Origin of the sequence: Microcella alkalica (assembly GCF_014137945.1) — a bacterium.
Lineage (GTDB): Bacteria > Actinomycetota > Actinomycetes > Actinomycetales > Microbacteriaceae > Microcella > Microcella alkalica.
On the sequence record NZ_JACGWX010000002.1, the window covers coordinates 254151 to 279651 of the forward strand.

Annotated in this window: 27 protein-coding genes and 1 tRNA gene; 21 read left to right on the forward strand and 7 right to left on the reverse strand. The window is 72.0% G+C overall.

Annotation, left to right across the window (positions count from 1 at the left end; translation table 11 throughout):
• Window positions 1–28 precede the first annotated feature (28 nt).
• Complete coding sequence (gene ndk / locus FHX53_RS05590; RefSeq protein ID WP_182490362.1) at window positions 29–451, forward strand: nucleoside-diphosphate kinase; 423 nt, start codon at window positions 29–31, stop codon at window positions 449–451.
• 254 nt (window positions 452–705) lie between these two features.
• Here the strand turns inward: ndk and FHX53_RS05595 are convergent, their stop codons facing one another.
• Entirely contained in the window at window positions 706–1332 is a 627-nt protein-coding gene (locus tag FHX53_RS05595) for a vitamin K epoxide reductase family protein (RefSeq protein ID WP_343050847.1), read from the reverse strand.
• 335 nt (window positions 1333–1667) lie between these two features.
• Between FHX53_RS05595 and FHX53_RS05600 the strand changes: the two genes are divergently transcribed.
• From FHX53_RS05600 to FHX53_RS05615, 4 genes are read left to right on the forward strand one after another with little or no spacing between them, the layout of a single operon-like run.
• A complete protein-coding gene (locus FHX53_RS05600) occupies window positions 1668–4529 on the forward strand; it encodes an Rne/Rng family ribonuclease (RefSeq protein ID WP_182490363.1) in 2862 nt (953 codons plus the stop codon).
• Between the two features lie 6 nt (window positions 4530–4535).
• A complete protein-coding gene (locus FHX53_RS05605; RefSeq protein ID WP_182490364.1) occupies window positions 4536–5579 on the forward strand; it encodes a permease in 1044 nt (347 codons plus the stop codon).
• Entirely contained in the window at window positions 5569–6321 is a 753-nt protein-coding gene (locus tag FHX53_RS05610) for a TIGR03943 family putative permease subunit (RefSeq protein ID WP_182490365.1), read from the forward strand. The genes FHX53_RS05605 and FHX53_RS05610 overlap by 11 nt, the downstream gene beginning before the upstream one ends.
• Complete coding sequence (locus FHX53_RS05615) at window positions 6302–7813, forward strand: hypothetical protein (RefSeq protein WP_182490366.1); 1512 nt, start codon at window positions 6302–6304, stop codon at window positions 7811–7813. The genes FHX53_RS05610 and FHX53_RS05615 overlap by 20 nt, the downstream gene beginning before the upstream one ends.
• A 10-nt stretch (window positions 7814–7823) precedes the next feature.
• Here the strand turns inward: FHX53_RS05615 and FHX53_RS05620 are convergent, their stop codons facing one another.
• On the reverse strand, window positions 7824–8096 hold the full coding sequence (locus FHX53_RS05620) for a DUF4031 domain-containing protein (RefSeq protein WP_182490367.1): 273 nt from the start codon (window positions 8094–8096) through the stop codon (window positions 7824–7826).
• 154 nt (window positions 8097–8250) lie between these two features.
• On the opposite strand from FHX53_RS05620, the gene rplU reads away from it, so the two are divergent.
• The 13 genes from rplU to FHX53_RS05685 all read left to right on the forward strand — a co-directional run bounded on the left by rplU (window position 8251) and on the right by FHX53_RS05685 (window position 18920).
• On the forward strand, window positions 8251–8559 hold the full coding sequence (gene rplU / locus FHX53_RS05625) for a 50S ribosomal protein L21 (RefSeq protein WP_182490368.1): 309 nt from the start codon (window positions 8251–8253) through the stop codon (window positions 8557–8559).
• A 15-nt stretch (window positions 8560–8574) separates the two neighbouring features.
• Window positions 8575–8829: a 50S ribosomal protein L27 gene (gene rpmA, locus FHX53_RS05630; RefSeq protein ID WP_182490369.1), complete on the forward strand. Its 255-nt coding sequence runs from the start codon at window positions 8575–8577 to the stop codon at window positions 8827–8829.
• A gap of 129 nt (window positions 8830–8958) precedes the next feature.
• Window positions 8959–10467: a GTPase ObgE gene (gene obgE, locus FHX53_RS05635; protein ID WP_182490370.1), complete on the forward strand. Its 1509-nt coding sequence runs from the start codon at window positions 8959–8961 to the stop codon at window positions 10465–10467.
• On the forward strand, window positions 10464–11252 hold the full coding sequence (gene proB, locus FHX53_RS05640; RefSeq protein ID WP_182490371.1) for a glutamate 5-kinase: 789 nt from the start codon (window positions 10464–10466) through the stop codon (window positions 11250–11252). Before obgE ends, proB begins: the two co-directional genes overlap by 4 nt.
• 32 nt (window positions 11253–11284) lie before the next feature.
• Window positions 11285–12565 carry a glutamate-5-semialdehyde dehydrogenase gene (locus FHX53_RS05645; protein WP_182490372.1) on the forward strand — a complete coding sequence of 427 codons (1281 nt, stop codon included), beginning with the start codon at window positions 11285–11287 and terminating at the stop codon, window positions 12563–12565.
• A 48-nt stretch (window positions 12566–12613) separates the two neighbouring features.
• Window positions 12614–12817, forward strand: coding sequence for a hypothetical protein (locus FHX53_RS05650; RefSeq protein WP_182490373.1), 204 nt, complete (start codon window positions 12614–12616; stop codon window positions 12815–12817).
• A 13-nt stretch (window positions 12818–12830) separates the two neighbouring features.
• Window positions 12831–13454: a nicotinate-nucleotide adenylyltransferase gene (gene nadD, locus FHX53_RS05655; RefSeq protein ID WP_182490596.1), complete on the forward strand. Its 624-nt coding sequence runs from the start codon at window positions 12831–12833 to the stop codon at window positions 13452–13454.
• Window positions 13451–14839 carry a hypothetical protein gene (locus FHX53_RS05660; protein WP_182490374.1) on the forward strand — a complete coding sequence of 463 codons (1389 nt, stop codon included), beginning with the start codon at window positions 13451–13453 and terminating at the stop codon, window positions 14837–14839. Before nadD ends, FHX53_RS05660 begins: the two co-directional genes overlap by 4 nt.
• Window positions 14840–14865: 26 nt before the next feature.
• Window positions 14866–15252, forward strand: a complete 387-nt coding sequence (gene rsfS / locus FHX53_RS05665) for a ribosome silencing factor (protein ID WP_182490375.1) — start codon at window positions 14866–14868, stop codon at window positions 15250–15252.
• Window positions 15253–15380: 128 nt separating this feature from the next.
• Window positions 15381–15453 (forward strand) — tRNA-Ala (locus FHX53_RS05670).
• 210 nt (window positions 15454–15663) lie between these two features.
• Window positions 15664–17022 carry a pyridoxal phosphate-dependent decarboxylase family protein gene (locus FHX53_RS05675; protein ID WP_182490597.1) on the forward strand — a complete coding sequence of 453 codons (1359 nt, stop codon included), beginning with the start codon at window positions 15664–15666 and terminating at the stop codon, window positions 17020–17022.
• A 73-nt stretch (window positions 17023–17095) separates the two neighbouring features.
• Window positions 17096–17767: a pyridoxamine 5'-phosphate oxidase gene (gene pdxH, locus FHX53_RS05680; protein WP_182490376.1), complete on the forward strand. Its 672-nt coding sequence runs from the start codon at window positions 17096–17098 to the stop codon at window positions 17765–17767.
• Between the two features lie 88 nt (window positions 17768–17855).
• On the forward strand, window positions 17856–18920 hold the full coding sequence (locus FHX53_RS05685; protein ID WP_182490377.1) for an LLM class flavin-dependent oxidoreductase: 1065 nt from the start codon (window positions 17856–17858) through the stop codon (window positions 18918–18920).
• Between the two features lie 8 nt (window positions 18921–18928).
• On the opposite strand, the gene FHX53_RS05690 is transcribed toward FHX53_RS05685, so the two are convergent.
• Genes FHX53_RS05690 through FHX53_RS05705 form a run of 4 tightly spaced genes read right to left on the reverse strand, consistent with a single transcriptional unit; the run spans window position 18929 to window position 21968 of the window.
• Window positions 18929–19294 carry a rhodanese-like domain-containing protein gene (locus FHX53_RS05690; protein ID WP_182490378.1) on the reverse strand — a complete coding sequence of 122 codons (366 nt, stop codon included), beginning with the start codon at window positions 19292–19294 and terminating at the stop codon, window positions 18929–18931.
• Window positions 19295–19329: 35 nt separating this feature from the next.
• Window positions 19330–20580 carry a cation:proton antiporter gene (locus FHX53_RS05695; RefSeq protein WP_182490379.1) on the reverse strand — a complete coding sequence of 417 codons (1251 nt, stop codon included), beginning with the start codon at window positions 20578–20580 and terminating at the stop codon, window positions 19330–19332.
• 2 nt (window positions 20581–20582) lie between these two features.
• Entirely contained in the window at window positions 20583–21092 is a 510-nt protein-coding gene (locus FHX53_RS14010) for a cation:proton antiporter regulatory subunit (RefSeq protein WP_343050852.1), read from the reverse strand.
• A gap of 42 nt (window positions 21093–21134) precedes the next feature.
• Window positions 21135–21968: a UbiA family prenyltransferase gene (locus tag FHX53_RS05705; RefSeq protein ID WP_182490380.1), complete on the reverse strand. Its 834-nt coding sequence runs from the start codon at window positions 21966–21968 to the stop codon at window positions 21135–21137.
• Between the two features lie 33 nt (window positions 21969–22001).
• Between FHX53_RS05705 and FHX53_RS05710 the strand changes: the two genes are divergently transcribed.
• Window positions 22002–23294 (forward strand): glycoside hydrolase family 3 N-terminal domain-containing protein, encoded by a 1293-nt coding sequence (locus tag FHX53_RS05710; protein ID WP_182490381.1) that lies wholly within the window; start codon window positions 22002–22004, stop codon window positions 23292–23294.
• 16 nt (window positions 23295–23310) lie between these two features.
• On the opposite strand, the gene FHX53_RS05715 is transcribed toward FHX53_RS05710, so the two are convergent.
• Window positions 23311–23565 (reverse strand): hypothetical protein, encoded by a 255-nt coding sequence (locus FHX53_RS05715; protein WP_182490382.1) that lies wholly within the window; start codon window positions 23563–23565, stop codon window positions 23311–23313.
• 192 nt (window positions 23566–23757) lie between these two features.
• On the opposite strand from FHX53_RS05715, the gene FHX53_RS05720 reads away from it, so the two are divergent.
• Together FHX53_RS05720 and FHX53_RS05725 are read left to right on the forward strand one after the other, a co-directional pair.
• Window positions 23758–24990 carry a phosphotransferase family protein gene (locus tag FHX53_RS05720; RefSeq protein ID WP_182490383.1) on the forward strand — a complete coding sequence of 411 codons (1233 nt, stop codon included), beginning with the start codon at window positions 23758–23760 and terminating at the stop codon, window positions 24988–24990.
• Window positions 24991–25124: 134 nt separating this feature from the next.
• Entirely contained in the window at window positions 25125–25493 is a 369-nt protein-coding gene (locus FHX53_RS05725; protein WP_182490384.1) for a hypothetical protein, read from the forward strand.
• The last annotated feature ends 8 nt before the right edge of the window (window positions 25494–25501 follow it).

A 25501-nucleotide genomic window follows, 5' to 3' on the forward strand; every position in this document is an offset into this window, starting at 1 on the left:
ATCACACCTGACCCGCCGGGAGGCCACCATGACCACGTCCGTCGAAGAGACCCTCGTCCTGCTCAAGCCCGATGCCGTCGCCCGCAACCTCACGGGGGAGATCCTGCGCCGCATCGAGGCGAAGGGCTACCAGCTCGTCGACCTGCGGATGATGCAGGCCGACCGCGACCTGCTCGCCGCGCACTACGCCGAGCACGAGGGCAAGCCGTTCTACGAGCCGCTCGTCGAGTTCATGGAGTCGGGCCCCGTCGTCGTCGCGCGCGTCGCCGGCCACCGCGTCATCGAGGGCTTCCGCTCGCTCGCCGGCACGACCGACCCGACGACCGCCGCGCCCGGCACGATCCGCGGCGACCTCGGCCGCGACTGGGGCCTGCGCGTGCAGCAGAACCTCGTGCACGGCTCCGACTCGCCCGAGTCGGCCGCGCGCGAGCTCGCCCTCTGGTTCGACTGAGCGGTCGCGGTCGCGGCCGCACGCGTCGCCGCGCGAGCTCGCCCTCGGGTCTGCTGAGCCGCGCGCGAGCTCGCCCTCTGCTTCGACTGAGCGGTCACAGACTGCCGCGGAGCCTCGAGAACGTGCACTTCGGTGTCGACCGTGCGTCGCAACGCACGCTCTGCGCCGATCCGCACGTTCTTTCGGCGTCGCTTCGAGGCCCGTGCGGGCGCTGCGGGAGGGTGACCGCGTGCTCGCCTTCCGGGTCGGCGGCGCTAGAGCAGGCTCGGCAGGAGGGTCGGGAACTGCACGATGATCGCGAGCGCGATCGCCGCGTAGTTGACGACGACGACCGCCCAGGTGAAGGGCAGCACGGCCTCGCCGAACCGGCTCCCGGCGCCGCCCGTGAGTCGACCCGTCGCGAGCAGCCACGCCAGCAGACCCCAGAACATCGGGATGACCGCTGCCCAGACGAGCATGCACCACGGGCAGAGCGCGCCGATCTCGTACACCGACTGCACGAAGAGCCACGTGACGAACAGCCACGCGGCCGTGACGCCCGCGAGGAGGAGCGCCCAGAACCAGCGCGCGAACTCCGCGCCGGCGAGCAGGGCGACCCCGACCGCGATGGGCGCGACGAACCCGGCGACGCCCAGCAGCGGGTTCGGGAAGCCGAGGAGGGACGCCTGCCAGCTCTCCATGACGCTGCCGCACGACACGAGCGGATTGATGTCGCAGTTGAGCACGTGCTGCGGGTCGATGAGCTTCGCGACCCGCTCGGTGATGAGGGCCATCGCGCCCCACCAGCCGACCGCGCCCGCGACGAGCAGGAAGACGCCCATGATCCAGGGGCGGCGCGCGGGCGCGGAGGTGCCGAGAGGGGTCGTGTCGAGCGCGGTCACGCCTCGATCCTCCCGCACGCGGCGCGCGGGCGCCCGGGTCGAAGGTCCTCCTGCGGCGCGCGCCGTGCGATAATGAGGAGCAGTCGTCGCCAGCCGCGCTCGCGACGCACCAGAGACAAGCTTTCCGGGCACACCGGACCATCCTCGTGACACCGAGTCGCGAGCGTCGGATAGCCAGTTCCGAGTATGCGCAGTGACAGTGCGCGGGCCAGCGCCCGACCCGAACCGGGGGGCTGCGGTCCGACAACCGAAGAGTTTCGCAGCGGGGGCGACGCGCCCGCTGCCGGAGAGTTCCCGTCCAGGCGCGGCCCGGACGGTCGAGGAGTGCACCAGCGATGGTGAGTGACGACAACGAGACGAACCCGAAGAAGCGCACCCGGCTGTTCAAGCCGCGCATGGCCCGAAAGGGTCAGGGAGGCACGCAGAGCGCCCGCGAGAGCGCCGCGAGCGCTCCCGTCGCGGACGACGCCGTGAAGGCGACCGCTGTCACGGAGACCGCTGTCACGGAGACCGCTGTCACGGAGACCGCTGTCACGGAGACCGTGGAGGTCGAGGCGCCCGAGAGCGCGTCGCCCGAGGTCGAGGCGCCGACCGCCGACGGCGATGCCGAGCCCGCGTCGCCCGAGGCGCCCGAGGAGGCCGCGGCCGCTGAGCCTGAGGCCGCTGACGAGGCCGAGGCCGCTGAGCCTGAGGTCACTGACGAGGCCGAGGCCGCTGAGCCTGAGGCCGCTGAGCTTGAGGCCGCTGAGCAGCCCGAGGCCGCAACCGAGCCCGAGACCCCGGCGACCCCGTTCCCGGTGCTCAAGCCCGCGAGCACGACGTCGCTGCTGTTCTACGCGCCTCCTGCGGAGTACCTCGCCCCGCGTCCCGGCACCGGCCCGGTGCGCGAGCGCGAGGACGACGACGAGCCCGAGGAGGGCTCGAGCACGAGCCGTCGCCGCTCGCGCGCGCGTCGCGGCCGCGGCGGAGCATCCGTCGACGGCGACCAGGCCCCCGCCGAGCGCGAGGACCGCCCCGAGCGATCGGACCGCTACGACCGCAGCGACCGCACCGAGCGCACCGACCGCCGCGATCGTCGCGAGCGCCGCCCCGCCGAGCTCATCACCGAGCCGCAGCGCATCAAGGGCTCCACGCGCCTCGAGGCGAAGAAGCAGCGCCGCCGCGACGGCCGCGACGCCGGTCGCCGCCGCCCCGTCATCACCGAGGCCGAGTTCCTCGCGCGCCGCGAGAGCGTCGACCGCACGATGGTCGTCCGCTCGAAGGACGGCCGCATCCAGATCGGCGTCCTCGAGGACGGCGTGCTCGTCGAGCACTACGTCGCGCGCTCGCAGGAATCCAGCATCATCGGCAACGTCTACCTCGGCCGCGTGCAGAACGTGCTGCCGAGCATGGAGGCCGCCTTCGTCGACATCGGCCGCGGCCGCAACGCCGTGCTCTACTCGGGCGAGGTCGACTGGGAGGCCGCGCAGGCCGAGGGGGAGAAGAACCAGCCGCGGCGCATCGAGCTCGCGCTCAAGCCCGGCGACCGCATCCTCGTCCAGGTCACGAAGGACCCGATCGGCCACAAGGGCGCTCGCCTCACGAGCCAGGTGAGCCTCCCCGGCCGCTACCTCGTCTACGTGCCCAACGGGTCGATGAACGGCATCAGCCGCAAGCTGCCCGACACCGAGCGGGCGCGCCTGAAGAGGATTCTCAAGGAGGTCCTGCCCGACAACGTCGGCGTCATCGTGCGCACGGCCGCCGAGGGCGCGACGGAGGAGCAGCTGACCCTCGACGTCAACCGCCTCACCGCGCAGTGGGCGGAGATCTCGAAGCAGGTCGCGAACCCCAACGCGCAGGCGCCGATGATGCTCCACAGCGAGCCCGACCTGCTCGTCAAGATCGTGCGCGACGTCTTCAACGAGGACTTCCGCGCCATGGTCATCCACGGTCAGGATGCCCAGCAGACCATCGAGGCCTACCTCCGGTCGGTCGCGCCCGATCTCCTCGATCGCGTGCAGAAGCACGAGGGCGACCACGACCCCTTCGACGAGTACCGCATCTCGGAGCAGATCGAGAAGGCCCTCGAGCGCAAGGTCTGGCTGCCCTCGGGCGGCTCGCTCGTCATCGACCGCACCGAGGCGATGACGGTCGTCGACGTCAACACCGGCAAGTTCGTCGGCTCGGGCGGCAACCTCGAGGAGACCGTCACGAAGAACAACCTCGAGGCAGCGGAGGAGATCGTGCGCCAGCTGCGGCTGCGCGACATCGGCGGCATCATCGTCGTCGACTTCATCGACATGGTGCTCGAATCGAACCGCGACCTCGTGCTGCGCCGCCTCGTCGAGTGCCTCAGCCGCGACCGCACCAAGCACCAGGTCGCCGAGGTCACGAGCCTCGGCCTCGTGCAGATGACGCGCAAGCGCCTGGGCCTTGGCCTGCTGGAGACCTTCAGCGAGCAGTGCGACGTGTGCGCGGGTCGCGGCCTGATCATCCACCACGACCCGGTCGTCAAGCACCGCTCCTCGCAGGGCGGCCCCGATCAGGGCGGCAACCGCCGAGGCGGACGCTCCGGGGCCGACCGCTCGGGCGGCGACCGCTCCGGCGGCGACCGGAACGACCGTGGCGGCCAGCGGAACGGCAACGGCGGCGCACCCAAGTCGAACGGGCACACGGGCACGCACGCGATCACCGAGGACGTCTCGAAGGCGCTCGCGACGATCGCCGCGAAGACCGTCCACCACGAGCCGGCGCCCGACGTCGCGAGCTCGGCGCCCGCCGCCGAGTCGAGCGACGCGACGGCTGCGACCGCGCAGCCGGCCACCGAGAGCTCGATCGCCGGAACCGGCAGCGCGACCAGCGCGCCGAGCGCCCCCGAGGCGCCCGCCCGCTCCGGCCGCTCGCGCGGCGGACGCCGAGCCCGCGGCGGAGCAGGGGCCACGGCCGCCGCATCCGCGTCGACGAGCGAGCCCGCGTCCTCCGCGCCCACGACCACCGCCGGCCCCGCCCCGTTCGACGTGCCCGTGCTCGACCTCCCCGAGCCGCCCGCGGTGCGCTCGCGCCAGCGCATCGACCCGCGCGCCGCCGAGCAGCTGCTCGGCTCTGTGCTCGAGGCGCTCCCCGAGCCCCCGGCTCCCGGCACCCGCAAGCGCGGCTCGCGCCGCGCGACGTCCGGCACTATCTCCACCGCCGGTCTGGACGCCGCGAGCGACGCCTAGCGATTCATGACCGTTCGACTCGAGACGCCGCAGCGGCGGGAGGACCACCGGGACTCCCGCCGCTGGGGCGCCCGGCATCTCGTCGCCGCCGGACTAGGAATCGTCGGGATCATCGCCCTCATCGCGCTGCGCGCGACGACGGCCGAGTCGGGTCCGTCCGGCCTTCCCGACGCGGCCCAGGATCTCCTCACGCTCTCCACGAGCGTCGTCATCGAGTCGCTGCCGTTCATCGTCCTCGGCATCGCACTGTCGATCCTCGTCCAGGTCTGGATCCCCGAGGCGTGGATGCTGCGCATCCTGCCGATGAACCCGTGGGGTCGCCGCGCGGTCATCTCGCTCTTCGGCATGTTCCTGCCCGTGTGCGAGTGCGGCAACGTGCCGCTCGCGCGCGGGCTCGTGCGCCGGGGGTTCACGATCCCCGAGTCGATGGTCTTCCTCGTCGCCGCGCCGATCCTCAACCCCGTCACGATCCTCACGACCCATGCCGCGTTCGGCTTCGACGACGGCATCCTCGTCGCCCGTCTGCTCGGCGGCTTCCTCATCGCGAACGTGCTCGGCTGGCTGTTCTCACTGCACCCCGAGCCGGAGTCCCTTCTCGCCGGCCGGTTCGCCGAGGAGTGCCGCATCGACGACGGGCACCGGCACGGCACGCGCGCCGAGCAGACGGTCGACCTGTTCGTGCGCGAATCGAGCATCCTCATGCCGGCCCTCGTGATCGGCGCCCTCATCGCCGGCGGAATCCAGGTCATCGTGCCTCGCGACGTCCTCGTCGCTCTCGGCAGCGACCCGCTCTTCAGCGTGCTGGCGATGATGGCGCTCGCGTTCGTGATCTCGATCTGCTCGAACGTCGACGCGTTCTTCATCCTCCCCTTCGCCTCGACCTTCCTCCCCGGATCGATCGTCGCCTTCCTCGTCTTCGGCCCGATCATCGACATCAAGATGCTCGCGCTCATGCGCACGACGTACTCCACCCGCACGCTGCTGCGGGTCACGCTCGTCGTCGGCCTGCTGAGCGCCGTCCTCGGACTGGTGGTGAACTTTGTGGTCTAGCGTCCAGCGCTGGCGCGGCGTCGCTCTGATCGGCGCCACCTCGGCCGTCGCCGTGTGGCTCGCAGCCTCGGGTCAGCTCGTGCTCTACATCCACCCGCGCTACATCCTCTTCACGGTCACCATGGCCGCGATCGCGCTCGTGCTCGTCGTCGCGGCGGTCGCCTCGGCCGCGTCGCGCCGGCGACGCGATGACGAGGCGCCTGTCTCGCGCGGCGAACGCGCGCTCGGCCTGACCGCGGCGGCGATCGCCGGTGCCTTCGTGATCGGGATGCTCGTCATCCCCCCCGCGACGCTCAGCACCGCCACCGCGCAGCAGAGGCAGATCAACGCGACCGCGGCCGACCTCGACGCTCTCGATGACGCGGCCGATGCGGACGACGCGACCGTCGCCCGCTTCACCGTTCGCGAGTGGTCGGGCATCCTCCGCCAGACGAGCGATCTCGGATTCTTCGCCGACAAGCCCGTCACCGACCTCATCGGCTTCGTCGCGCCCGACCCGGATGACCCCGAGAACGTCTTCTACATCTCGCGGTTCGTCATCACGTGCTGCGCCGTCGACGCGCAGCCGCTCGGGGTGCCCGTGCATCAGCCGGGCTGGCAGGCCGAGTTACCGGTCGACTCGTGGGTGAGGGTGTCCGGCGAGTTCGGGGCGAACCCGAGCGAGTCGAGCCTGCAGCCGCTCGTCGTGCTGCCCGACGCGATCGAGGCGGTGGAGCAGCCGAGTGAGCCCTACCTCTTCTGAGCACACTCGCGTCGAGGAGCGGTTCCCCGGCGTCGCCCGCGCCGCCGACCACGGCCGCCGTCTTCGCGAGGAGCGCGACCAGCGCCGCTTCGCGCGCGCCTTCGCCGCCCTCGTCGGGATCCTCGTCGGTCTCGGGCTGATATTCCTCGCGCTCGGCACTCTCCAGGGCCCCAAGCTCTCCTCAGCGCAGGTCGACCCCGCGCGCGTCACCGAGCAGACCGGCCAGCAGCTGCGGCTCTTCGCCAACCAGCCGGTCGACGCTCTCGACGCGAGCGTCGTGACGGTCGAGCCGGCCGCAACGACGAGCGTGTCTGTGCAGGGCGAGCTCATCGTCGTGCAGTTCGAGGAGCGCCTGCGCTACGGAACCGAGTACACGGTGCGCGTCGAGGGCGTCGGCGCCCCCTCCCGCCCGAACACGAGCACGTTCGAGCACCGCTTCACGACGTCCCCGGCGAGCGTGCTGTACCTCGACCGCGACGACAGCGGGGTCGACGAAATCCTCCGCGCCGACATCGACGGTGCGGGTCGCGGCGAGGTCGTGCATGCGGCGCAGGGCATCCAGCACATGGCGCCGATCGAGCGCGTCATCGTCGTCGCGCGCGATGACGGGGCGGGCGGGAGCGTCCTGGAGTCGGTGGATGCCCGCAGCGGCCGCATCGAGCGCCTGGCGCTTCCCGACGGCGTCCGCGTCGATCGCCTGATCGCGCCGCGCGCGGGTACGACGATTGCGCTCGTGCTCTCGCCGGCGTCGGCGGCCGTCGAGGGGGAGTCTGGCGGGGAGGCGTCCGCGGCGGCGACGGAGGGCGCCGTCGCGCCGCGGTCGCTCGCGCTCCTCGACATCGGAGGCGACCGCGCCCTCCAGCCGCTCGCCGGCCTGGACGGCGAGCCGCTCACGGCGCTCGGTGCGTGGTTCCTGCCGGCGGGGGGTCTGCTCGTCCACACCGTCGACGAGACGCTCGTGCAGGTCGACCCCGCGGCGCCCGAGACGGTGCTGCCGATCGGCGCGTACCCGACCGTCCACGGCATCTCGAGCGACGGAACGCGCGTGAGCGCCGCCGACAGCTTCGGAGGCGTCGCACTCGATCTCGCGACGGGGGAGGAGGAGCGCATCAATCCCTCTCTCGTCGAGGGCGAGGTCGCTTTCGGCGGGGAGGCGGCGCTGACGGCGTCGGGGCTCCGCGTCCAGAAGGTGGCCGTCGCCGACGCTGCGACCGGAGCCTTCGCCACGGTGCTCGTCGCCGACGACGGCGGGGGAGTCGCCCGCCTGCTGGCCCGCACGATCGAGAACCGCGGCAGCCTCGGGCCGGTCCTGCTGTCGCCCAACGATCAGTACGTCGTCGTCGAGGTGACCCCCGACGTCGAGGCGGCGGTGAGCGACGGCCGACCGATCGAGGCGCGGCCGACGAGCATCACGCTCGCGATCATCGACGTCGAGTCCGGTCGGCTCCTCCGCACGCTCGAGGGATTCGCGCCGGTCTGGACGACCGGCTAGCGGCGAGCGGCTACAGACTTCGCTTGGCCTTCTGGCTGACGCGAAGGCCCGCGGCGCTCAGTCGGGCGACGAGCTCCTTGCCGGTCACCGGCACAGCGCCCTGCGCGACGAGCGCGTCATAGCGCTCCTCCGGGTAGTCGTAGTGGTCGTGGTCGAAGCCCCGCTCGGGAATGCCCGCGGTGCGCGCGAACGCGTGCAACTCCTCGAGCGAGACGTCGCTCACGAGGTGCCCCCAGAGCCGGCCGTGGGCGGGCCAGACGGGCTCGTCGATCAGCACGGCCATGCGGGTGATTGTAGGCTGGGTGCACGCGGTTCGAGGCGCGCCGGTTCTTTTGACCGGCATCCTGCGATCAGGTATGCTCGACCGTTGGTGTGCGCTGGGCCGAGCCCGCGCGAGGCGCCAGGAGTTTTCTTCCATTCCGAAGTAAGGGTGAAACGTGGTCTACGCAGTTGTGCGCGCCGGTGGGCGGCAGGAGAAGGTCGAGGTCGGCACGATCGTCGTCCTCGATCGAGTCAAGGCGGGCGAGGATGGCACCATCCAGCTCACCCCCGTTCTGCACGTCGACGGTGACACGGTCACGACCGACGCGAAGAAGCTCGCGAAGATCACCGTGACTGCCGAAATCCTCAGCGACCTTCGCGGTCCGAAGATCGTCATTCAGAAGTTCAAGAACAAGACCGGGTACAAGAAGCGCCAGGGTTTCCGCGCCGACCTGACCCGCGTCAAGATCACCGGCATCAAGTAAGAAGGGTCGCGAAGAATGGCACACAAGAAGGGCGCTTCGTCCACCCGCAACGGCCGTGACTCCAACCCCCAGTACCTGGGCGTGAAGCGCTTCGGCGGCCAGGTCGTCAAGGCCGGCGAGATCATCGTCCGCCAGCGCGGCACCCACTTCCACCCCGGCGCGAACGTCGGCCGCGGCGGTGACGACACGCTCTTCGCGCTGTCGGCCGGCGCCGTCGAGTTCGGCCGCAAGGGCGGCCGCAAGGTCGTCAACATCGTCGCGAACGCCTGAGCCTTCAGGTCTCGGTCTCACGACCGCAACGTCAGCGAATGGGCGGGCTTCGGCCCGTCCATTCGTCGTTCAGGGCCCATTCGCCCCGCGGGCGGATGCCCCGCTCATGATCCACAGGAGGGAACAGCTATGGCGACCTTCGTCGACCGCGTGACCCTCCACGTCCGCGCCGGCCACGGCGGGCACGGGTGCGTCTCGGTGCGCCGCGAGAAGTTCAAGCCGCTCGCGGGCCCCGACGGCGGCAACGGAGGCGACGGCGGAGACATCGTCCTCGTCGCCGACGCCCAGGAAACCACCCTGCTGCCGTACCACCGGCGGCCGCACCGCACGAGCGACAACGGCGGGCCCGGCATGGGCGACAACCGCTCGGGCTTCTCGGGCGGCGACCTGATCCTTCCCGTGCCCATCGGCACGGTCGTGCGCGACGCCGAGGGCGTCGAGCTCGCCGACCTCGCCGAGCCCGGGATGAGTATCGTCATCGCCCCGGGCGGCCAGGGCGGCCTCGGCAACGCGTCGCTCGCGACGACCAAGCGGAAGGCCCCCGGTTTCGCGCTGCTCGGCACGCTCGGCTGGGAGGGCGACATCCTCCTCGAGCTCAAGACGGTCGCCGACGTCGCGCTCGTCGGCTTCCCGAGCGCGGGCAAATCGAGCCTCATCGCGGCCATCTCGGCGGCGAAGCCGAAGATCGCCGACTACCCCTTCACGACCCTGCACCCCAACCTCGGCGTCGTCGAGTCGGGCGAGAGCCGCTTCACCGTCGCCGACGTGCCCGGCCTCATCGAGGGCGCGAGCGAGGGCAAGGGTCTCGGGCTCGAGTTCCTCCGCCACGTCGAGCGCTGCAGCGCCCTGCTGCACGTTCTCGACTGCGCGACGCTCGAACCCGGCCGCGACCCCCTGAGCGACCTCGACGTCATCCTCGGCGAGCTCGCCCAGTACCCGGTGCCGAAGGGTCAGATGCCGCTGCTCGAGCGCCCGCAGCTCGTCGCCCTCAACAAGGTCGACGTGCCCGAGGGCCGCGACCTCGCCGACATGGTGCGGCCCGAGCTCGAGGCGCGCGGCTACCGCGTGTTCGAGATCAGCGCCGTGAGCCGTGAGGGCCTGCGCCAGCTGACCTTCGCGCTCGCCGAGCTCGTCGAGCGCGATCGGGCCGCGCGCATCGCCGAGAGCGCGACGCGCGAGCGCATCGTCATCCGCCCGCGCGCCGTCGACGCCGTCGACTTCACCGTCACGGCCGAGGGCACTCACGAGGGCACGATCTACCGCGTCCGCGGCGCGAAGCCCGAGCGCTGGGTGCAGCAGACCGACTTCACGAACGACGAGGCCGTCGGCTACCTCGCCGACCGGCTCGCCAAGCTGGGCGTCGAGCGCGAGCTCTTCGCCAAGGGCGCCGTCGCCGGCGCGACCGTCGTCATCGGCGGCCGCGACGGCATGGTCTTCGACTGGGAGCCCACGCTCACGAGCGCCGCCGAGCTCATGACGGCCCCGCGCGGGACGGATGCGCGCCTCGACGCGCTCAACCGCCCCACGACGAGCCAGCGACGCCAGAGCTACAAGGAGCGCATGGACGCCAAGACGGAGGCGCGCGCCGAGCTCGAGCGCGAGCGCGAGGCCGGCATCTACTCAGGGGAGGACGAGTGACGCCAGGCGTGCGGCCGGAGGTCGTGAGCGCCCACCGGGTCGTGGTGAAGGTCGGATCCTCGTCGATCAGCGGCGAGAACGCCGCGCAGATCGGCCCGCTCGTCGACGCGCTCGCGGCGCTGCACGCGCGCGGTGCGGAGGTCGTGCTGGTGTCGTCGGGCGCGATCGCCACGGGCATCCCCTTCCTGTCGCTGGATGCCCGGCCCACGGATCTGGCCACGCAGCAGGCCGCGGCCGCCGTCGGGCAGAACGTGCTCATGGTGCGCTACCAGGAGAGCCTGTCGCGCTACGGCCTCACCGCCGGGCAGATCCTGCTCACGGCCACCGACCTCGAGCATTCCACGCCGCGCTCGAATGCGCAGCGCGCGATGGAGCGACTGCTCGGCCTGCGGGTGCTGCCGATCGTCAACGAGAACGACACGGTGGCGACTCAGGAGATCCGCTTCGGCGACAACGATCGCCTCGCCGCGCTCGTGAGCGAGCTCGTGCACGCCGACCTGCTCGTGCTGCTGAGCGACGTCGACGCGCTCTACACGCGCCCGCCCCACGAGCCGGGGGCCGCGCGCATCGAGCGCGTCGAGCACGACGACGACCTCGCCGACGTCGAGCTCGGCGACATCGGCTCGGCCGGCGTCGGCACCGGGGGAGCGGGCACCAAGATCGCCGCCGCGAGGCATGCCGTCGCGCACGGGATCCCCGTCGTCCTGACCTCCACGGGCAGCGTCGACGCCGCCCTCCGCGGTGAGCCGGTCGGCACGTGGTTCGAGGCCGCCCCGCGCGACTGATCGCGCTCGGAGCCCGCCTTTACACTGGAGGGATGACCGTTCCCGCCGGCGTCTCCACGACCGCTGCACTTTCTCTGATCGACGTCCTCGGCGCCGCGAAGGAGGCATCGCGCGCCCTCGCGACGCTCACCGCGAACGTCAAGAACGCCGCGCTCGAGGCCATCGCCCGCGAGCTCGAGCGCGGTGTCGACCGCGTGCTCGCCGCGAACGAGCTCGACCTCGCCAACGGCCGCGAGAACGGCCTCTCCGTGGGCCTCCTCGATCGCCTCCGCCTCGACGAGGCGCGCATCGCCGGTCTCGCGCGCTCCGTGCGCGACGTCATCGCGCTGCCCGACCCCGTCGGCACCGTCGTGCGCGGATCGACCCTTCCCAACGGCGTGCGGCTGAGCCAGGTGCGGGTGCCCTTCGGCGTAGTCGGCGCGATCTACGAGGCCCGGCCCAATGTCACGATCGACATCGCAGCCCTCGCGCTCAAGAGCGGCAACGCCGCCGTCCTCCGCGGAGGCAGCGCAGCCGAGAGCACCAACCGCGAGCTCGTCGCGCTCATCCGCGCGGCGCTCGAATCCGTCGGCCTCCCCGCGGCGGCCGCGCAGACCATCGACCCCTTCGGCCGCGCCGGCGCGACCGAGCTCATGCGCGCGCGCGGCTACGTCGACGTGCTCATCCCGCGCGGCAGCGCCGACCTCATCCAGACCGTCGTGCGCGAGTCGACCGTGCCCGTCATAGAGACGGGCGCCGGCGTCGTCCACATCGTGCTGGATGCGAGCGCCGACGAGTCCATGGCCGTCGAGATCGTGCACAACGCGAAGGTGCAAAGGCCGAGCGTCTGCAACGCGGTCGAGACGGTGCTCGTGCACCGCGACGCGGCCGCCCGCCTGCTTCCCCCCGTGCTGGCGGCTCTCCGGGCATCCGGCGTCACGGTGCGCGGCGACGAGCGCGCCCGCGCGGTCGATGCAGGTCTCGAGCCCGCCACCGACGACGACTTCGCGACTGAGCACATGGCTCTGAAGCTGTCGGTCGCTGTCGTCGACGACCTCGACGGGGCCCTCGAGCACATCCGCCGCTTCTCGACGCAGCACACCGAGTCGATCATCACCGCCGACATGGCGAACGCGGAGCGCTTCCTCGCCGAGGTCGACTCGGCCGTCGTCATGGTGAACGCCTCGACGCGGTTCAGCGACGGCGGCGAGTTCGGCTTCGGCGCCGAGGTCGGCATCTCGACGCAGAAGCTCCACGCACGCGGACCGATGGGCCTTCCGGAGCTCACGAGCACCAAGTGGATCGTGCGCGGCGACGGGCAGGTTCGCGGCTAGCCCGCGATAGACTCGACCCGCCGCATCGACCTCGTCAGGAGAACCCGCATGTCGTTCACCAGCCTCCTCATCGCCTCGGAGGAGCTCGCCCCGCTCATCGCTCCGCCGCTCGTGATCGCCGGCGTCGCCGCGCTCGCGTTCCTGATGATGGGCCTCGTGACCTTCGCGTACCGCGACGTCGCCAACCGGCACTCGGGCAAGGGCCCCGCGCGAGGCGGGCACGACGCCGGCCACGACGGCGGCCACCACTAGACCGGCCCGCGCGATCTCCGCCTCCGTCGCCTCCCCGCCGTCCGCGCCCGCGCGGGCGCGGATCGGCATCATGGGCGGAACGTTCGACCCGATCCACCACGGCCACCTCGTCGCCGCGAGCGAGGTCGCCGATCACTTCCACCTCGACGAGGTCGTATTCGTCCCGACCGGCCAGCCGTATCTGAAGCCGGATGCCACGGGCAGCGAGCACCGCTACCTCATGACGGTCATCGCGACGGCCTCCAACCCGCGCTTCAGCGTCAGCCGCGTCGACATCGATCGCGGCGGCCCGACGTACACGATCGACACGCTGCGCGACATGCGCGAGCGCTTCCCCGACGCCGAGCTGTTCTTCATCTCGGGCGCCGACGCCATCGCGCAGATCCTCGACTGGAAGGACGTCGCCGAGCTCTGGAGGCTCGCCCACTTCGTCGCCGTGAGCAGACCGGGGCACCCCCTGAGTGCGCGCGGGCTCCCCGAGGGCGACGTAAGCTTGGTCGAGATTCCGGCCCTGGCGATCTCGTCGACGGACTGCCGCGAACGCGTGGAGCGGGGATCGCCCGTGTGGTACTTGGTTCCCGATGGCGTCGTCCAGTACATCGCCAAGCACCGCCTGTACCGGAGAAGCTCCTCATGACCACCTCGAACGAACCGCCGCTCAGCCGCCGGGCCACCCGTCGCGCGCAGCAGGACGCGCAGAGCACTGCCGGGTACAGCGAGGCCCAGGCGATCGGGGAGTCCGCGGTGCAGCCCTCGCCGGCAGGCGACCAGGGGAGCGCAGCCGAGCGCTCGTCGAGCTTCGCCTCCGTTCACTCGGCCCCTGCCGACGCGATTGAGTACCGCACCGAGGTTCGGCCGCGCGTGCCGCGGTACGAGCCCGTGACGCCGCTCACGCCCGCGTCGAGCGACGGCTCGCCCGCGCTGCCGCCCTCCGTGCCGCTCGCACCCCCCTTCGCTCCGCCCACCGCCCCCGGTCTTCGCCGGGAGACCCGCTCGCGCGACTTCCGGCCGCCCGCCGAGCGCGGACGCGCATCCTTCACGCCCGCCCCGCAGCCGGAGGACGCGGCGCTCGACTACCGCACCCAGCAGGGCCCCGCGAGCTCTCACGTCGCCCCGGTCATCTCCTCGACCTCAGGTTCCGCGCCGTGGCACTCGGCGCCGATCGCGTCGGCGCCCGCCGTCGACCCCGCGTTCGCATCGCTCGATTCCGAGCCCGCGATCAGCGAGCCCGACTCCCCGCGCCAGCCGGAGACTGCCGAGCCCGGCGACGCCGAGCCCAGCGCCGTCGAGCCCAGCGCCGTCGAGCCCGCGGCGTTCGTGATGCCCGAGTACACGATGACCCGCCGCGAGCTGCGCGCCCTTCGCGAGGCTCACGCGAAACAGTCCTCCGCGGCCGAGCCGGATCCTGCGCCCAATACATCGCAGGACGAGCCGGAGGCCGCGCCTCTCCACCTCTGGCAGCCGACATCGACCGGAGCCTCGGCCCCAGCGCCCCTCATCGAGCCGGGCCCGCCCGCCTCGAGCGAGGTGGCGGTGCCCGCCGTCTCCGCGTCGACCGGCTCGCACTGGTCAGCCGGCTTCCACGAGCCCGCCGACGACCCGTTCGAGAACACGTTCAGCCGTCAGGTGGGGTCGGCCTCGATGTCGACGAACGCCCTCGTGCTACCGGAGATGCCGGCCGGGAGCCTCGCCGGTCCCGTGCCCGGCACCGGCGAGATCATCATCACCGGCATGGTCGAGGTGCCCTCGAGCATCGCCTCGACCGGCGCCGTGCCGTCCGTGCACGACAGCCCCGACATCGATGACCTCGTCGACCCGGGCGACCGCGAGTTCGTGAGCTCCGACTCCACCCCCGTCAGTGCGATCAACGCCGTGAGCAGTCACACTGCGACCCGCAACGTGATCTCCGGCCCTCGCCCGCGCGGCGCCATGCTGACGACCGTGCTCATCGTCTCGACCGTCGTGATGGCAATCGCCGCGGTGACGATCTTCGTGGTCGCCGCCGCCAACGGTCTATTCTGACCTCTTCCCACTCCCCGAAGGATGCTGTGACCGCCACTGACCGTGCCATCGACCTCGTTCGCGTCGCCGCTCGCGCCGCCGACGCCAAGCAGGGCGACGACATCGTCGCGCTCGACGTCTCCGGCCCTCTGCCCCTCGCCGACGCGTTCGTCCTCGTGACGGGGCGCAACGAGCGCAACGTGCAGGCGATCGCCGCCGAGGTGGAGGAGAAGATGATCGAGGCCGGGGCCAAGCCGCTCCGCCGCGAGGGCCGCGCGGAGGGCCGCTGGATCCTTCTCGACTTCGGCGATGTCATCGTGCACGTCTTCCACGAGGAGGAGCGGCTGTTCTACTCGCTCGAGCGACTCTGGAAGGACTGCCCGGTGATCCCGCTCGACCTCTCGGAGCACGCGAGCGCCGCCGACACGCCCTGACGAGGACATCGATTCCGCCGGCGCGGCGGGTCGTCGCGCGACGCTCCCGAGGGGCTCGCCCGAATTGGCCGAGGCGCACCCGGTGTACTACAGTGATCGAGTTGTCACCGGGTCGAACCGGTGGTCATGGGCCTGTGGCGCAGCTGGTAGCGCACCTGCATGGCATGCAGGGGGTCAGGGGTTCGAATCCCCTCAGGTCCACGACACGATCCCGGTTTCGGCCGGGTTTCGTCGTATTCGGCGCCTGCTGACCCGATCGGCGGGGCGGCGCGCCGGAGGCCGTGCGCCTTGCGCGCCAGCCCGGCCCGAAAGGACCACCCCGTGAGCTCCTCGCTCCCCGCCGCCCCCTCCACTCCGACGGTCTCCGAGTCCGGCGCCTCCGCGATCGAGGTCTCCTCCGCCGCTCAGCGCATGCACATCGTGAGCGACGAGACCACGCAGATCGCCGACATGGTGCTCGACTACGCGCGCCGCCGACTCCTCAGCACCGACACGCCCCTCGACAAGCCCTTCTCGCCCGCCGAGCTCGCGCGCCTCGCTTCCGGCAGCATCGGCGAGAGCGGAATCGGCGCGCGCCGCGCGCTCGCCCTCTTCGAGAACGTCCTCGCGCCCTCGTGCATCACGACCGACCACCCCCAGTACCTCTCGTTCATCCCCTCGGCGCCGACGAAGGCCGCCACCGCCTTCGACCTCGTCGTCTCGGCGACCGCCGTGTACGGCGGCTCGTGGCTCGAGGGCTCGGGCGCGGTGTTCGCCGAGAACGAGGTCCTGCGCTTCCTCGCCCGCGAGTTCGGGCTCCCCGCGAGCGCCGGAGGCGTCTTCGTGCAGGGCGGCACGGTCGGCAACCTCTCGGCGCTCGTCGCCGCGCGCGACCAGCGCGCGCGCCAGCTGTCGGAGGCCGGCCGCGCCCGCCCCGATCGCTGGGTCGTCGTGTGCGGCGGGGAGGCGCACTCCTCGATAGTGTCGGCAGCCCACGTCATGGACATCGACGTCGCGATCGTCGCCACGGGCGAGTCCGGCTCCCTGCGCGGCGCCGATGTCGAGCCCGCGCTCGTCGAGCACGGTGACGCCGTCATCGCGGTCGTCACGACCGCGGGGTCGACCAACTTCGGCATCGTGGACGACATCGACTCGATCGCCGCGCTCAAGGACGCGCACGACTTCTGGCTCCACGTCGACGGCGCCTACGGCCTCGCGGCGATGCTCGCGCCCGGCTCCCGTCACCGCTTCGCGGGCGTCGAGCGCGCGGACTCGCTCATCGTCGACCCCCACAAGTGGCTGTTCGCCCCGTTCGACGCGTGCGCTCTCATCTACCGCGACCCCGACCACGGGCGGCTCGCGCACACGCAGCACGCCGAGTACCTCGACACCCTGACCGAGGCCGCCGACTACAACCCGTCCGACTACGCGATCCAGCTCACGCGCCGCGCGCGGGGCCTGCCGCTGTGGTTCTCGCTCGCGACCTTTGGCGCTGAGGCCTACCGCGAGGCAATCGAGATCTCGATCGACCTCGCGCGGCAGATCGCCGATGAGATCGCCCGCAGGCCGTACCTGCGCCTCGTGCGCGAGCCGCAGCTCTCCGTCGTGGTCTTCGAGCGCGACGGGTGGGATGCCCGTGATTACGCAGCCTGGAGCGACCGCCTTCTCGACGACCAGCACGCCTTCGTGGTCGCGAGCTCGCACGCAGGACGCCCCAACACGCGCTTCGCGATCGTCAACCCGACGACGACGTTCGAGCAGCTCGTCGCCATCCTCGACACGATGGGCTGAGCCAGTAAGGGGCGGCGCTGCGCCGCCCGGATCCCTCGGCGAGCTCCCGGGCTCCGGGTCCTACGCTGTGGCCATGAGCCACGACGCCGTTCCCGGTCCTCTCGACGACGCGCTCCGGCGCCACACCGACTACGGTGCCGAGAGGCTCGAGGAGGAGGACGTCGCGACCGATCCGATCGCGCAGTTCACCGCGTGGATGGCGGAGGCGGCCGAGCGCGGGGTCTACGAGCCGAACGCCATGGTGCTCGGCACGATCGATCCGGATGGGCATCCGTCGATCCGCACGGTGCTGCTGCGCGGCGTCGACGAGCGCGGGTTCGAGTTCTACACCGACCACACCTCGCGCAAGGGGCGCGCGCTGCTGGCGAACCCGGCGGTCTCCGTCGTATTCCCCTGGTACACGCTGCACCGTCAGGTGATCATCGTCGGCGAGGCGCACCCCGTCGAGCGCGAGGCCAGCGAGGACTACTTCGCCCGACGCCCTCGCGGCGCGCAGATCGCGGCGTGGTCGAGCGACCAGTCGCAGCCGATCTCCTCCCGGGAGGCGCTCGAGCAGAAGGTGAGAGACGCCGAGGAGCGTTTCCGCGACGACGAGACAGTGCCGCGCCCCGAGCGGTGGGGCGGCTTCCGGATCGTCCCGCATCGCGTGGAGTTCTGGCAGGGGCGCACCTCGCGGCTGCACGATCGGCTCGTGTTCCGCGTGGCGGTGGGCGGAGGATGGGAGCTCGAGCGCATCCAGCCGTGAGTCGCCTGCGGGAATGCCGACGGGCATCCATGCGTTTGCATATTTCGATACGCTGGCGCAGCCAGTCCTGCGAGAGAGACGGATGACCATGACCGCGACCATCGACCCGGCCCGCCTGCAGTTCGGCCTGAACACCTTCGGCGACGTGAGTCACGACGCAGCCGGCGAGCCCGTCCCGTACCCCCAGGTGATCCGCGACGTCGTCGCGGAGGGCGTCCTCGCCGATCAGGTCGGCATCGACGCCTTCGCGATCGGCGAGCACCACCGCGACGACTACGCGGTCTCGGCTCCCGACATCGTGCTCGCCGGCATCGCCGCGCGCACCGAGCGCATCCGGCTCTCGTCGGCCGTGACCGTCCTGAGCTCCGACGACCCGATCCGCGTCTTCCAGCGCTTCGCGACGATCGACGCGATCTCGAACGGGCGCGCCGAGATCGTCGTCGGGCGCGGCTCGTTCACCGAGTCGTTCCCGCTGTTCGGCTTCGAGCTCGCCGACTACCAGGTGCTCTTCGACGAGAAGCTCAACCTGCTCGCCGAGGTGCTCAAGGAGGGCCCGGTCACGTGGAGCGGCCGCACGCGCGCGCCCCTGACCGGCATCGAGGTGTACCCCAAGACCGCGAGCGGGAGAATTCCCACCTGGGTCGGGGTCGGCGGCAGCCCCGAGTCGGTCGTGCGCACCGCTCACTACGGAATGCCCATGATCCTCGCCATCATCGGTGGCGACCCGCAGCGCTTCGCGCCCTACGTCGACCTTTACCACCGGGCGCTCGACCAGATGGGCAAGGATCGCCTGCCCGTCGGCGTCCACTCGCCTGGCTTCATCGCCGACTCCGACGAGGAGGCGCACGAGCTGTTCTGGCCGCACTACCAGACCGCCTTCGGCCGCATCGGCCGCGAGCGCGGTTGGGGACCCACGACGCGCGAGCACTACGACGCCGAGATCGAGCACGGCTCGCTCTACGTCGGCGGCGCCGAGACCGTCGCGCGGAAGATCGCCGCGACCGTCGCGGGGCTCAGCATCGAGCGCTTCGACCTGAAGTACACGACCGGGCCGGTGCCGCACTCGGCGAACATGCGCGCGATCGAGCTCTACGGCACGCAGGTCATCCCGATGGTGCGCGAGCTCGTCGCGGAGGCTGTCCCCGTCGGCTGAGCCCGATGTCAGCCGGTGACGACCGGGAGCGCGGTCGACTCGGCCGCCGACTGGACGGAGCCCGCGTTCACGAGGTCGGTGAAGCCGAGGCCGCGCATCCTGTCGATCGCCTGGCCCGAGCGGTTGCCGCTGCGGCAGTACACGACGTAGGCGCCCTCGCGGTCCAGTTGCTGGACGAGCGCATCGAAATCGGGCGACTGCACGTCGATGTTGATGGCGCCCTCGAGGTGACCGCTCGCGAACTCCGCGGACGAGCGCACGTCGATCACGACGGTGCTCTCGTCGAGAGCGATGGGCACGGTTGCGGGGGCGCAGGCGGCGAGAGCGAGCGACAGCCCGACGGCGAGGGCGAGACTGACGAGGATGCGGCGCATCGCGGTGCTCCTTCCGAGCAAGAGGATGCTCGATGCTACCAGATACCCCCGGGGGTATGAGTGGTGCGTTTCCCGTCGGCCCTCGCGCCACCCGCGCTCGGGTTCGTCGGGCGAGCGGGGAGGCGGCGGGCGAGCATCTGCCGCTTGAACCACACGGAGTCGGGGACGCGCGCGAGCACCGTCCCGCCGATGATCGTGATAAGCACGTACGCCGTCGCGAGCGGCGCCAGCTGGGGCTCGATGCCGGCCGCGACCGCGAGGCCGGCGATGACGATGGAGAACTCTCCTCGCGGAGTGAGCGTGAGCCCCGTGCGCCACCGACCGGGCAGTGCGATGCCCGCCTCGCGCGCCGCGAGCCAGCCCGACGCGACCTTCGTGGCCATCGTCACGATCGCGAGAATGATCGCCGGGACGAGCACGGGCACGATGTCAGCAGGGTCGGTCGCGATCCCGAAGAAGACGAAGAAGACGGCCGCGAAGAGGTCGCGCAGCGGAGACAGCACCGTCTCGGCCGAGCGAGCGACCTGCCCCGAGATCGCGATGCCGACGAGGAAGGCGCCGACCGCCGCTGAGACGTTGACCTGCTGCGCGATGCCCGCCACGAGCATCGTCAGCCCGAGCACCCCGAGCACGAGCGACTCGGCGTGGTGCGGCGAGAACAGCGCGGAGACGATCCGGCCATGCCGGAGCGCCAGGTACAGGATGAGGATCGCGACGAGCACGGCGATGACGAGCGCCGTCGCCCCCGCGAGGAGCCCTGCGCCGATGACGAGAGCGGAGAGAAGGGGGAGGTAGAACGCCATCGCGAGATCCTCGATCACGAGGATCGAGAGGATCGTCGGCGTCTCGCGGTTCGACAGACGGCCGAGGTCGCGCAGCACCTTCGCGACGACGCCCGAGGAGGAGATCCAGGTGATGCCGGCGAGCGCGACCGCCGCCACCGGCCCCCAGCCGAGGATGAGCGCCATGGCGGCGCCCGGCACCGCGTTGAGGAGCGCGTCGATGAGGCCCGCCCGCCGTGAGCGCTTCATGCTGTCGACGAGCTCGGTCGCCGTGTACTCCAGGCCCAGCATCAGCAGCAGGAGGATGACGCCGATCTCGCTGCCGATCGCGAAGAACTCCTCGCTCTCCTCGATCGGGATGAGCCCGCCCTCGCCGATGAGGAGGCCCACGATGAGGAAGAGCGGGATGGGCGAGACCCCGAAGCGGTCTGCGAGACGGGAGAGCAGGCCGAGGACGAGCAGAAGGGCGCCGACCTCGATGAGGAGGAGCGTCGACCCGTGCATCGTCAGCTTGGCAGCGAGCCGTCGGCGAGCAGACGCGCGAGCGACTCCAGGCCCGGGCGGGTGCCCACGACGATCAGGGTGTCGCCGGCGCGGAGCTCGGTCGTGGGCGTGGGGGAGGGGATGATCTCGGCATCGCGCACGATCGCGACGATCGAGGTGCTCGTGAGCGTGCGGGCGCGCGTGTCGCCCAGGCGGCCCCCGACGAAGGGGGAGGACGCGGGGAGGAGGAGCTGCTCGGTGAAGAGGCCCGCGGCCTGCTCGCGGATCCCCGCGAGCTGCCCCAGCATGACCGAGGCTCCGAGGACGTCGGCGAGGGCGAGCGCCTCGTCCTCCGAGAGCCTCACGCGCTCACGGCAGGCATCCGGGTCGATGTCGTCGAAAACCGCGAGCTCCCGTTCGCCCGAGCGGTGCGACACGATGCCGATGCGTCGGCCGTTCTCGGTCACGATGTCGTGACGGGTCCCGATGCCGGGAAGGTCCACTTTCTCGATGCGCACTCCCACGTCGCTCACGGTATCAGCGGATGCGGGCGCCGCCGACTCGGCGGCGACCGGTCAGGGCAGTGCGATGAGGGCTCCGGCCCCGGCCAGGCTCACGACGGCGGCGAGAGCCGCGCCCATGATGATCCGGAACAGCGCCCGCGACCGCGGCGCGCGCGCCACGACCATCGCGCCGAGCACGAGCAGCACGAGGCCCGCGGCGGCGCCGACGACGCTGAGCGGGCTCAGCATCCCGGGTCCGAGGACGCCGAGCACCGCCGCGACGGCCAGGCTGCCGAGCGCCACGAGCCCCGACGCCCGCGCGCCGACCCGATGCGGGAGGGCCCGGATCCCGTGCCGAGCGTCGTCCTCCAGGTCGGGCAGCACGTTCGCGAAGTGCGCGGCGATGCCGAGCAGTGCGCCCGTCGCGATCGCCCACCACTGCGCGCCGCGAGGGTCGGGGCCGGCGAGCGTCACGATGAGCGGGAGCGCGCCGAACCCGACGGCGTAGCAGGCGGTCGCGAGCAGACCGCGCTTGAGTCCGACGTTGTACGCCCAGCCCGAGATGAGGAACACGGCGTGCGCGATCGCCGCACCCGGCCCGAGGAGGAGGGACAGCGCGACCGCGCCGAGCGCCGCGGCGATCGCGAGCCCGAGCACGAGGCTCGCGTCGAGGTCGCCGCGGGCGATCGGTTTATCGGCGCGCCCGTCGACGGTGTCGCGCGCGGCGTCGATCGCGTCGTTCGACCAGCCGATCGACAGCTGCTGCAGCAGGATCGTGACCGCCAGCAGACCCGATCGCGCCGGCTCGAGACCGGAGGCGAGCCCGAGAGCGAGGGTCACGATCGACACGACGAGGGTGGGCCCGCCGTGTGCCGCGACGACGAGAGCGCGGAGCCGGAGGACCATGGGGTCATGCTAGGCGCGGTCTACTCTGGAGGGATGCGCCGACCCCCGCCGACGCTCGCCGCAGGACGCGCGCCCGACGCGCGCCCGGGCATCCATCGCGGCATCGTCGCACTCGCGCTCGGCCTCGCGACGCTGACGGCGTTCGCCGCCTGTGACCTGGGGCCGGTCCCCGAGCCGGCGGAGGAGCCGACGGCGATCACGCGCGGCGTCTCGGCACCGCCCGCCGCCGATCCGACAGAGATCCATGTCTCGCAGCGCATCGGCTCGATGACGACCGAGCAGAAGGTCGCCGCGCTCGTCATGGTGCATGTGCCCGGCACCGACGCCGCGGCGATCCGCGCTGTCATCGACGCTCACGAGCTTGGAGGCGTGATCCTCATGGGCGACAACATGGCGGGCGACCCGGCCGCCACCCTCGAGCTCACGAGCGGGCTCTCAGCCGATACCGGTCTTCCGCTGCTCACCGCCATCGACCAGGAGGGGGGGATCGTGCGCCGACTCCCGGGGGACGGCTGGCCGGCGGGCCGCGCGCTGCAGGGGGCCAATCCTCAGGCCGTCGAGGAGGCCTTCGCCGACCGCTCCGCCCTTGTCGCGAGCGCGGGTGTGCTCGTCAACTTCGGCGTCGTGGCCGACATCGAGATCGGCTCGGGTTCCTTCATCGGCCCCCGCACGCTCGGCGCCACCCCCGAGGCCGCCGCCGAGCGCGTCGCGGCCGCGGTCCGCGGCGAGAAGGGGCGCGCGCTGTCGACTCTCAAGCACTTTCCCGGCCACGGAGCGAGCCCGGACGACTCGCACGTGAGCATCCCGACCTCGGGGGCATCCCTGGCGGAGTGGCGCGCCACGCACGCCGTCCCCTTCGCGGCCGGCATCGAGGCCGGCGCGCCGCTCGTGATGACCGGCCACCTGCGCTTCGACAGCGTCAGTCCGCTGCCGGCCTCGCTCTCTCCGACGTGGATCCGCATCCTTCGCGACGAACTCGCCTTCGACGGAGTCATCGTCACCGATGATCTGCTTATGCTTCAGCGCTCCGGCGACGCGCGCTACCGCGACCCGATCGAGAACGGCGTCCGCGCCCTCGCGGCGGGCAACGACCTTCTGCTCTACGTCCTCCCTGGCGATCCGTCGACGGTCGGATTCGAGGCGGGCGCTCTCGTGGATGCCCTGGTCGCCGCCGTCGCGTCCGGTCGCGTCGACGAGGCGGATGTCGACGACTCCCTGCGCCGGGTCCTCACGCTGCGGCGCGCGGCGTCCGGCGAATCGGGGCCGTACCGGGACTGCGGGCCGAAATGCCTCGGCGAATCGCCGCGAGCGCGCGACACGGCCTGAGAGGGCCAGCCGGGGGTCAGAGCGTCGGCAACTGGAAGTCGCGCACGGTCTTCACGTCGCCGCGCTCGCTCACGCCGCGCTCGGCGCTGTGCGGCTCCACCGTGAGGGCGAGCGTGCCGATCGCGGCGCCGCTCGCGAGCACAAGGCCCGCGAGCGCGAGCCCGATCGTGCGGTGGAAGCTCTCGCTCGCGGTCGCGGTCGCAGGCGTGCGAAGGGCGGCGCTCGTCAGCGCCGTCGCGGCCGCGCCGCTGCGCGCGAGCAGGCTCCACATGGGTGCTCCTCGTCGGGTATGAGGAACTCGAGCGCGCAAGCACGCGCCCAGAGAGACGACCTCTTTTCGGGTTCGGTCGCTCGCGTCCATGCTATGTCGCGGGCTCGCCGGGCGCGAGGAGGCGCGGTGAGTTGCGGTCGAGAGCGCGCGGCGCGTTCGCGCACGGCGTCGGGATCATCCATGATGAGAGCGATGAGTGCCCCCGAGTCCCAGGTTCTGCACCGTGATGTGCTGCACGCCGTCGCCGGTTCGCTCGGTGCGACGCTCGTCGAGGCGCACGCGCTGCAGGTCGAGCCGACGGGTCAGGGTTTCACGCACGGGTACCGGGTCACTCTCCGCGACGAGGCCGGCGGCACGGCCGACCACACCGTTTTCGTCGAGACCTCGCCCCCCGACACGACGCGCACGGGGGTCCTCACCCTCACGCAGCCCGAGACGGGCGAGCGTGTCGATGTCTGGGTCTACCCGGCCGACCCCTCTCTGCCCGCGCTGCGCACCGCCGTGTACGCCGAGGCGGCGTCGATCGTCCTCGCCCGGCTCGGCCTGCCGGTCGAGGATCTCCGCGTGAGCCTCGCGGCATACCGCCCCGGCAAGCGCGCGGTCGTGCGCGTCGACACCGCGCGAACCGCCTACTTCCTCAAGGTCGTCCGCCCGCCCGCCGCCGAGCCGCTGCAGGCCAAGCACGCCCACTGGCGCCACGAGGGCGTCCCCGTGCCGACCGTCCTCGGCTGGAGCGAGGAGGGGCTCGTCGCCCTCGAGGCGCTCGCCGGGTCGGAGCTCATCTCCGTGCTCGACCGCGTCCCGGGGCCGGATGCCCTGCTCGACGAGATCGTCCGCCTCATGCAGCGCATCGCCGCCGTCCCGTCGACCGCGCCCGCGCGCGCGTCCCTCGTCCGACGGCTCGACTGGTACGAGGAGCGCCTGGTGGAGCAGCTGCCCGCCTACGACGGCCTCATCGAGACGACCTCCCGAGCGATCGCCCGGCGCTTCCGGGCGGGCGGCGCTCCGCCGCCGAGCCGCACGGTGCACGGCGACCTGCACCTTGCCCAGCTCCTCGTCGATCCGAGCGCACCCACGACGATCACGGGGGTTCTCGACATCGACACCTCCGGCTGGGGCGACCCGGCGGATGACGCCGCCGCGCTCTACGCCCACCTCATCGCCACGGTCGTCCACGACGGCGGCAGCCGGGCGACCCTCCGAGCCTCGCGCGCCTCGGTGCTCGCCGACGGCTGGCGCCGCCGCTGGTTCGCGTGGCCCGAGGCCGGGTTCGCCGATCGGGCCCACTCGATCGCGGCCACGCAACTCCTCGGGCACGCCCTCGCTCGATCCGCCGCCGGATCCGACGATGCCGCCGTGCTCATCGAGCGCGCGCATCGCGTGGTCGCCGCCGTCGACGCGCCCCTGACCTCCGCCGTCTGGTGAGCGCGGTGCCCGCGGGTGAGAGTTCTCTCATCCCCGGGCCGTTGGCCGCGCATCCTGGCACCATGGAGGAGGGCGCGACCCGCGCGCCCCGCCGTGCACCCGCCGGAGCGCCCGATCGCCCAGGGAGGATCGCCATGTCACAGAGTGGTTGGATCGCCCTCGGCGCCGCGTCGGCGCTTGGCCTCGGCGTGCTCGCCGGGAGCGCCATGACCGCCGCGACCGCGATGCCGCTCGCCAACTCCAGCGAGAGCGTCGACGTCGCCCCGATCTCGAATCTCCGGGGCGACGTGAAGTTCTTCGCGGGCTCACGAGATGATCGCGTCACGGTGCCGGGCAGCGCCCCCGCCCCGACCGCGTCGTCAGCGCCCGCGCCGGTTCCGGCCGCGCCTGTCGCCCCGGCGGAGTCGGTATTGAGCCCGGACAGCCCCGACAGCCCGGACAGCCCCGACAGCCCGGACGGCCCGGACGGCCCCGACAGCCCGGACGGCTCCGACGAGGACTAGCGCCTCGC

What these genes read in the sequence shown, in the direction of transcription:
- FHX53_RS05620 (WP_182490367.1), bottom strand. Translation starts at nt 8,096, where the DNA reads ATGGCCGTGCTGATCGACGAGCCCGTCTGGCCCGCCCACGGCCGGCTC.
- FHX53_RS05725 (WP_182490384.1), top strand. Translation starts at nt 25,125, where the DNA reads ATGTCACAGAGTGGTTGGATCGCCCTCGGCGCCGCGTCGGCGCTTGGC.
- FHX53_RS05705 (WP_182490380.1), bottom strand. Translation starts at nt 21,968, where the DNA reads ATGGTCCTCCGGCTCCGCGCTCTCGTCGTCGCGGCACACGGCGGGCCC.
- ndk (WP_182490362.1), top strand. Translation starts at nt 29, where the DNA reads ATGACCACGTCCGTCGAAGAGACCCTCGTCCTGCTCAAGCCCGATGCC.
- obgE (WP_182490370.1), top strand. Translation starts at nt 8,959, where the DNA reads ATGGCGACCTTCGTCGACCGCGTGACCCTCCACGTCCGCGCCGGCCAC.
- rpmA (WP_182490369.1), top strand. Translation starts at nt 8,575, where the DNA reads ATGGCACACAAGAAGGGCGCTTCGTCCACCCGCAACGGCCGTGACTCC.
- FHX53_RS05605 (WP_182490364.1), top strand. Translation starts at nt 4,536, where the DNA reads ATGACCGTTCGACTCGAGACGCCGCAGCGGCGGGAGGACCACCGGGAC.
- FHX53_RS05600 (WP_182490363.1), top strand. Translation starts at nt 1,668, where the DNA reads ATGGTGAGTGACGACAACGAGACGAACCCGAAGAAGCGCACCCGGCTG.
- FHX53_RS05710 (WP_182490381.1), top strand. Translation starts at nt 22,002, where the DNA reads ATGCGCCGACCCCCGCCGACGCTCGCCGCAGGACGCGCGCCCGACGCG.
- FHX53_RS05695 (WP_182490379.1), bottom strand. Translation starts at nt 20,580, where the DNA reads ATGCACGGGTCGACGCTCCTCCTCATCGAGGTCGGCGCCCTTCTGCTC.
- pdxH (WP_182490376.1), top strand. Translation starts at nt 17,096, where the DNA reads ATGAGCCACGACGCCGTTCCCGGTCCTCTCGACGACGCGCTCCGGCGC.
- FHX53_RS05675 (WP_182490597.1), top strand. Translation starts at nt 15,664, where the DNA reads ATGCACATCGTGAGCGACGAGACCACGCAGATCGCCGACATGGTGCTC.
- FHX53_RS05650 (WP_182490373.1), top strand. Translation starts at nt 12,614, where the DNA reads ATGTCGTTCACCAGCCTCCTCATCGCCTCGGAGGAGCTCGCCCCGCTC.
- FHX53_RS05660 (WP_182490374.1), top strand. Translation starts at nt 13,451, where the DNA reads ATGACCACCTCGAACGAACCGCCGCTCAGCCGCCGGGCCACCCGTCGC.
- FHX53_RS05715 (WP_182490382.1), bottom strand. Translation starts at nt 23,565, where the DNA reads ATGTGGAGCCTGCTCGCGCGCAGCGGCGCGGCCGCGACGGCGCTGACG.
- FHX53_RS05645 (WP_182490372.1), top strand. Translation starts at nt 11,285, where the DNA reads ATGACCGTTCCCGCCGGCGTCTCCACGACCGCTGCACTTTCTCTGATC.
- FHX53_RS05720 (WP_182490383.1), top strand. Translation starts at nt 23,758, where the DNA reads ATGAGTGCCCCCGAGTCCCAGGTTCTGCACCGTGATGTGCTGCACGCC.
- FHX53_RS05690 (WP_182490378.1), bottom strand. Translation starts at nt 19,294, where the DNA reads ATGCGCCGCATCCTCGTCAGTCTCGCCCTCGCCGTCGGGCTGTCGCTC.
- FHX53_RS05685 (WP_182490377.1), top strand. Translation starts at nt 17,856, where the DNA reads ATGACCGCGACCATCGACCCGGCCCGCCTGCAGTTCGGCCTGAACACC.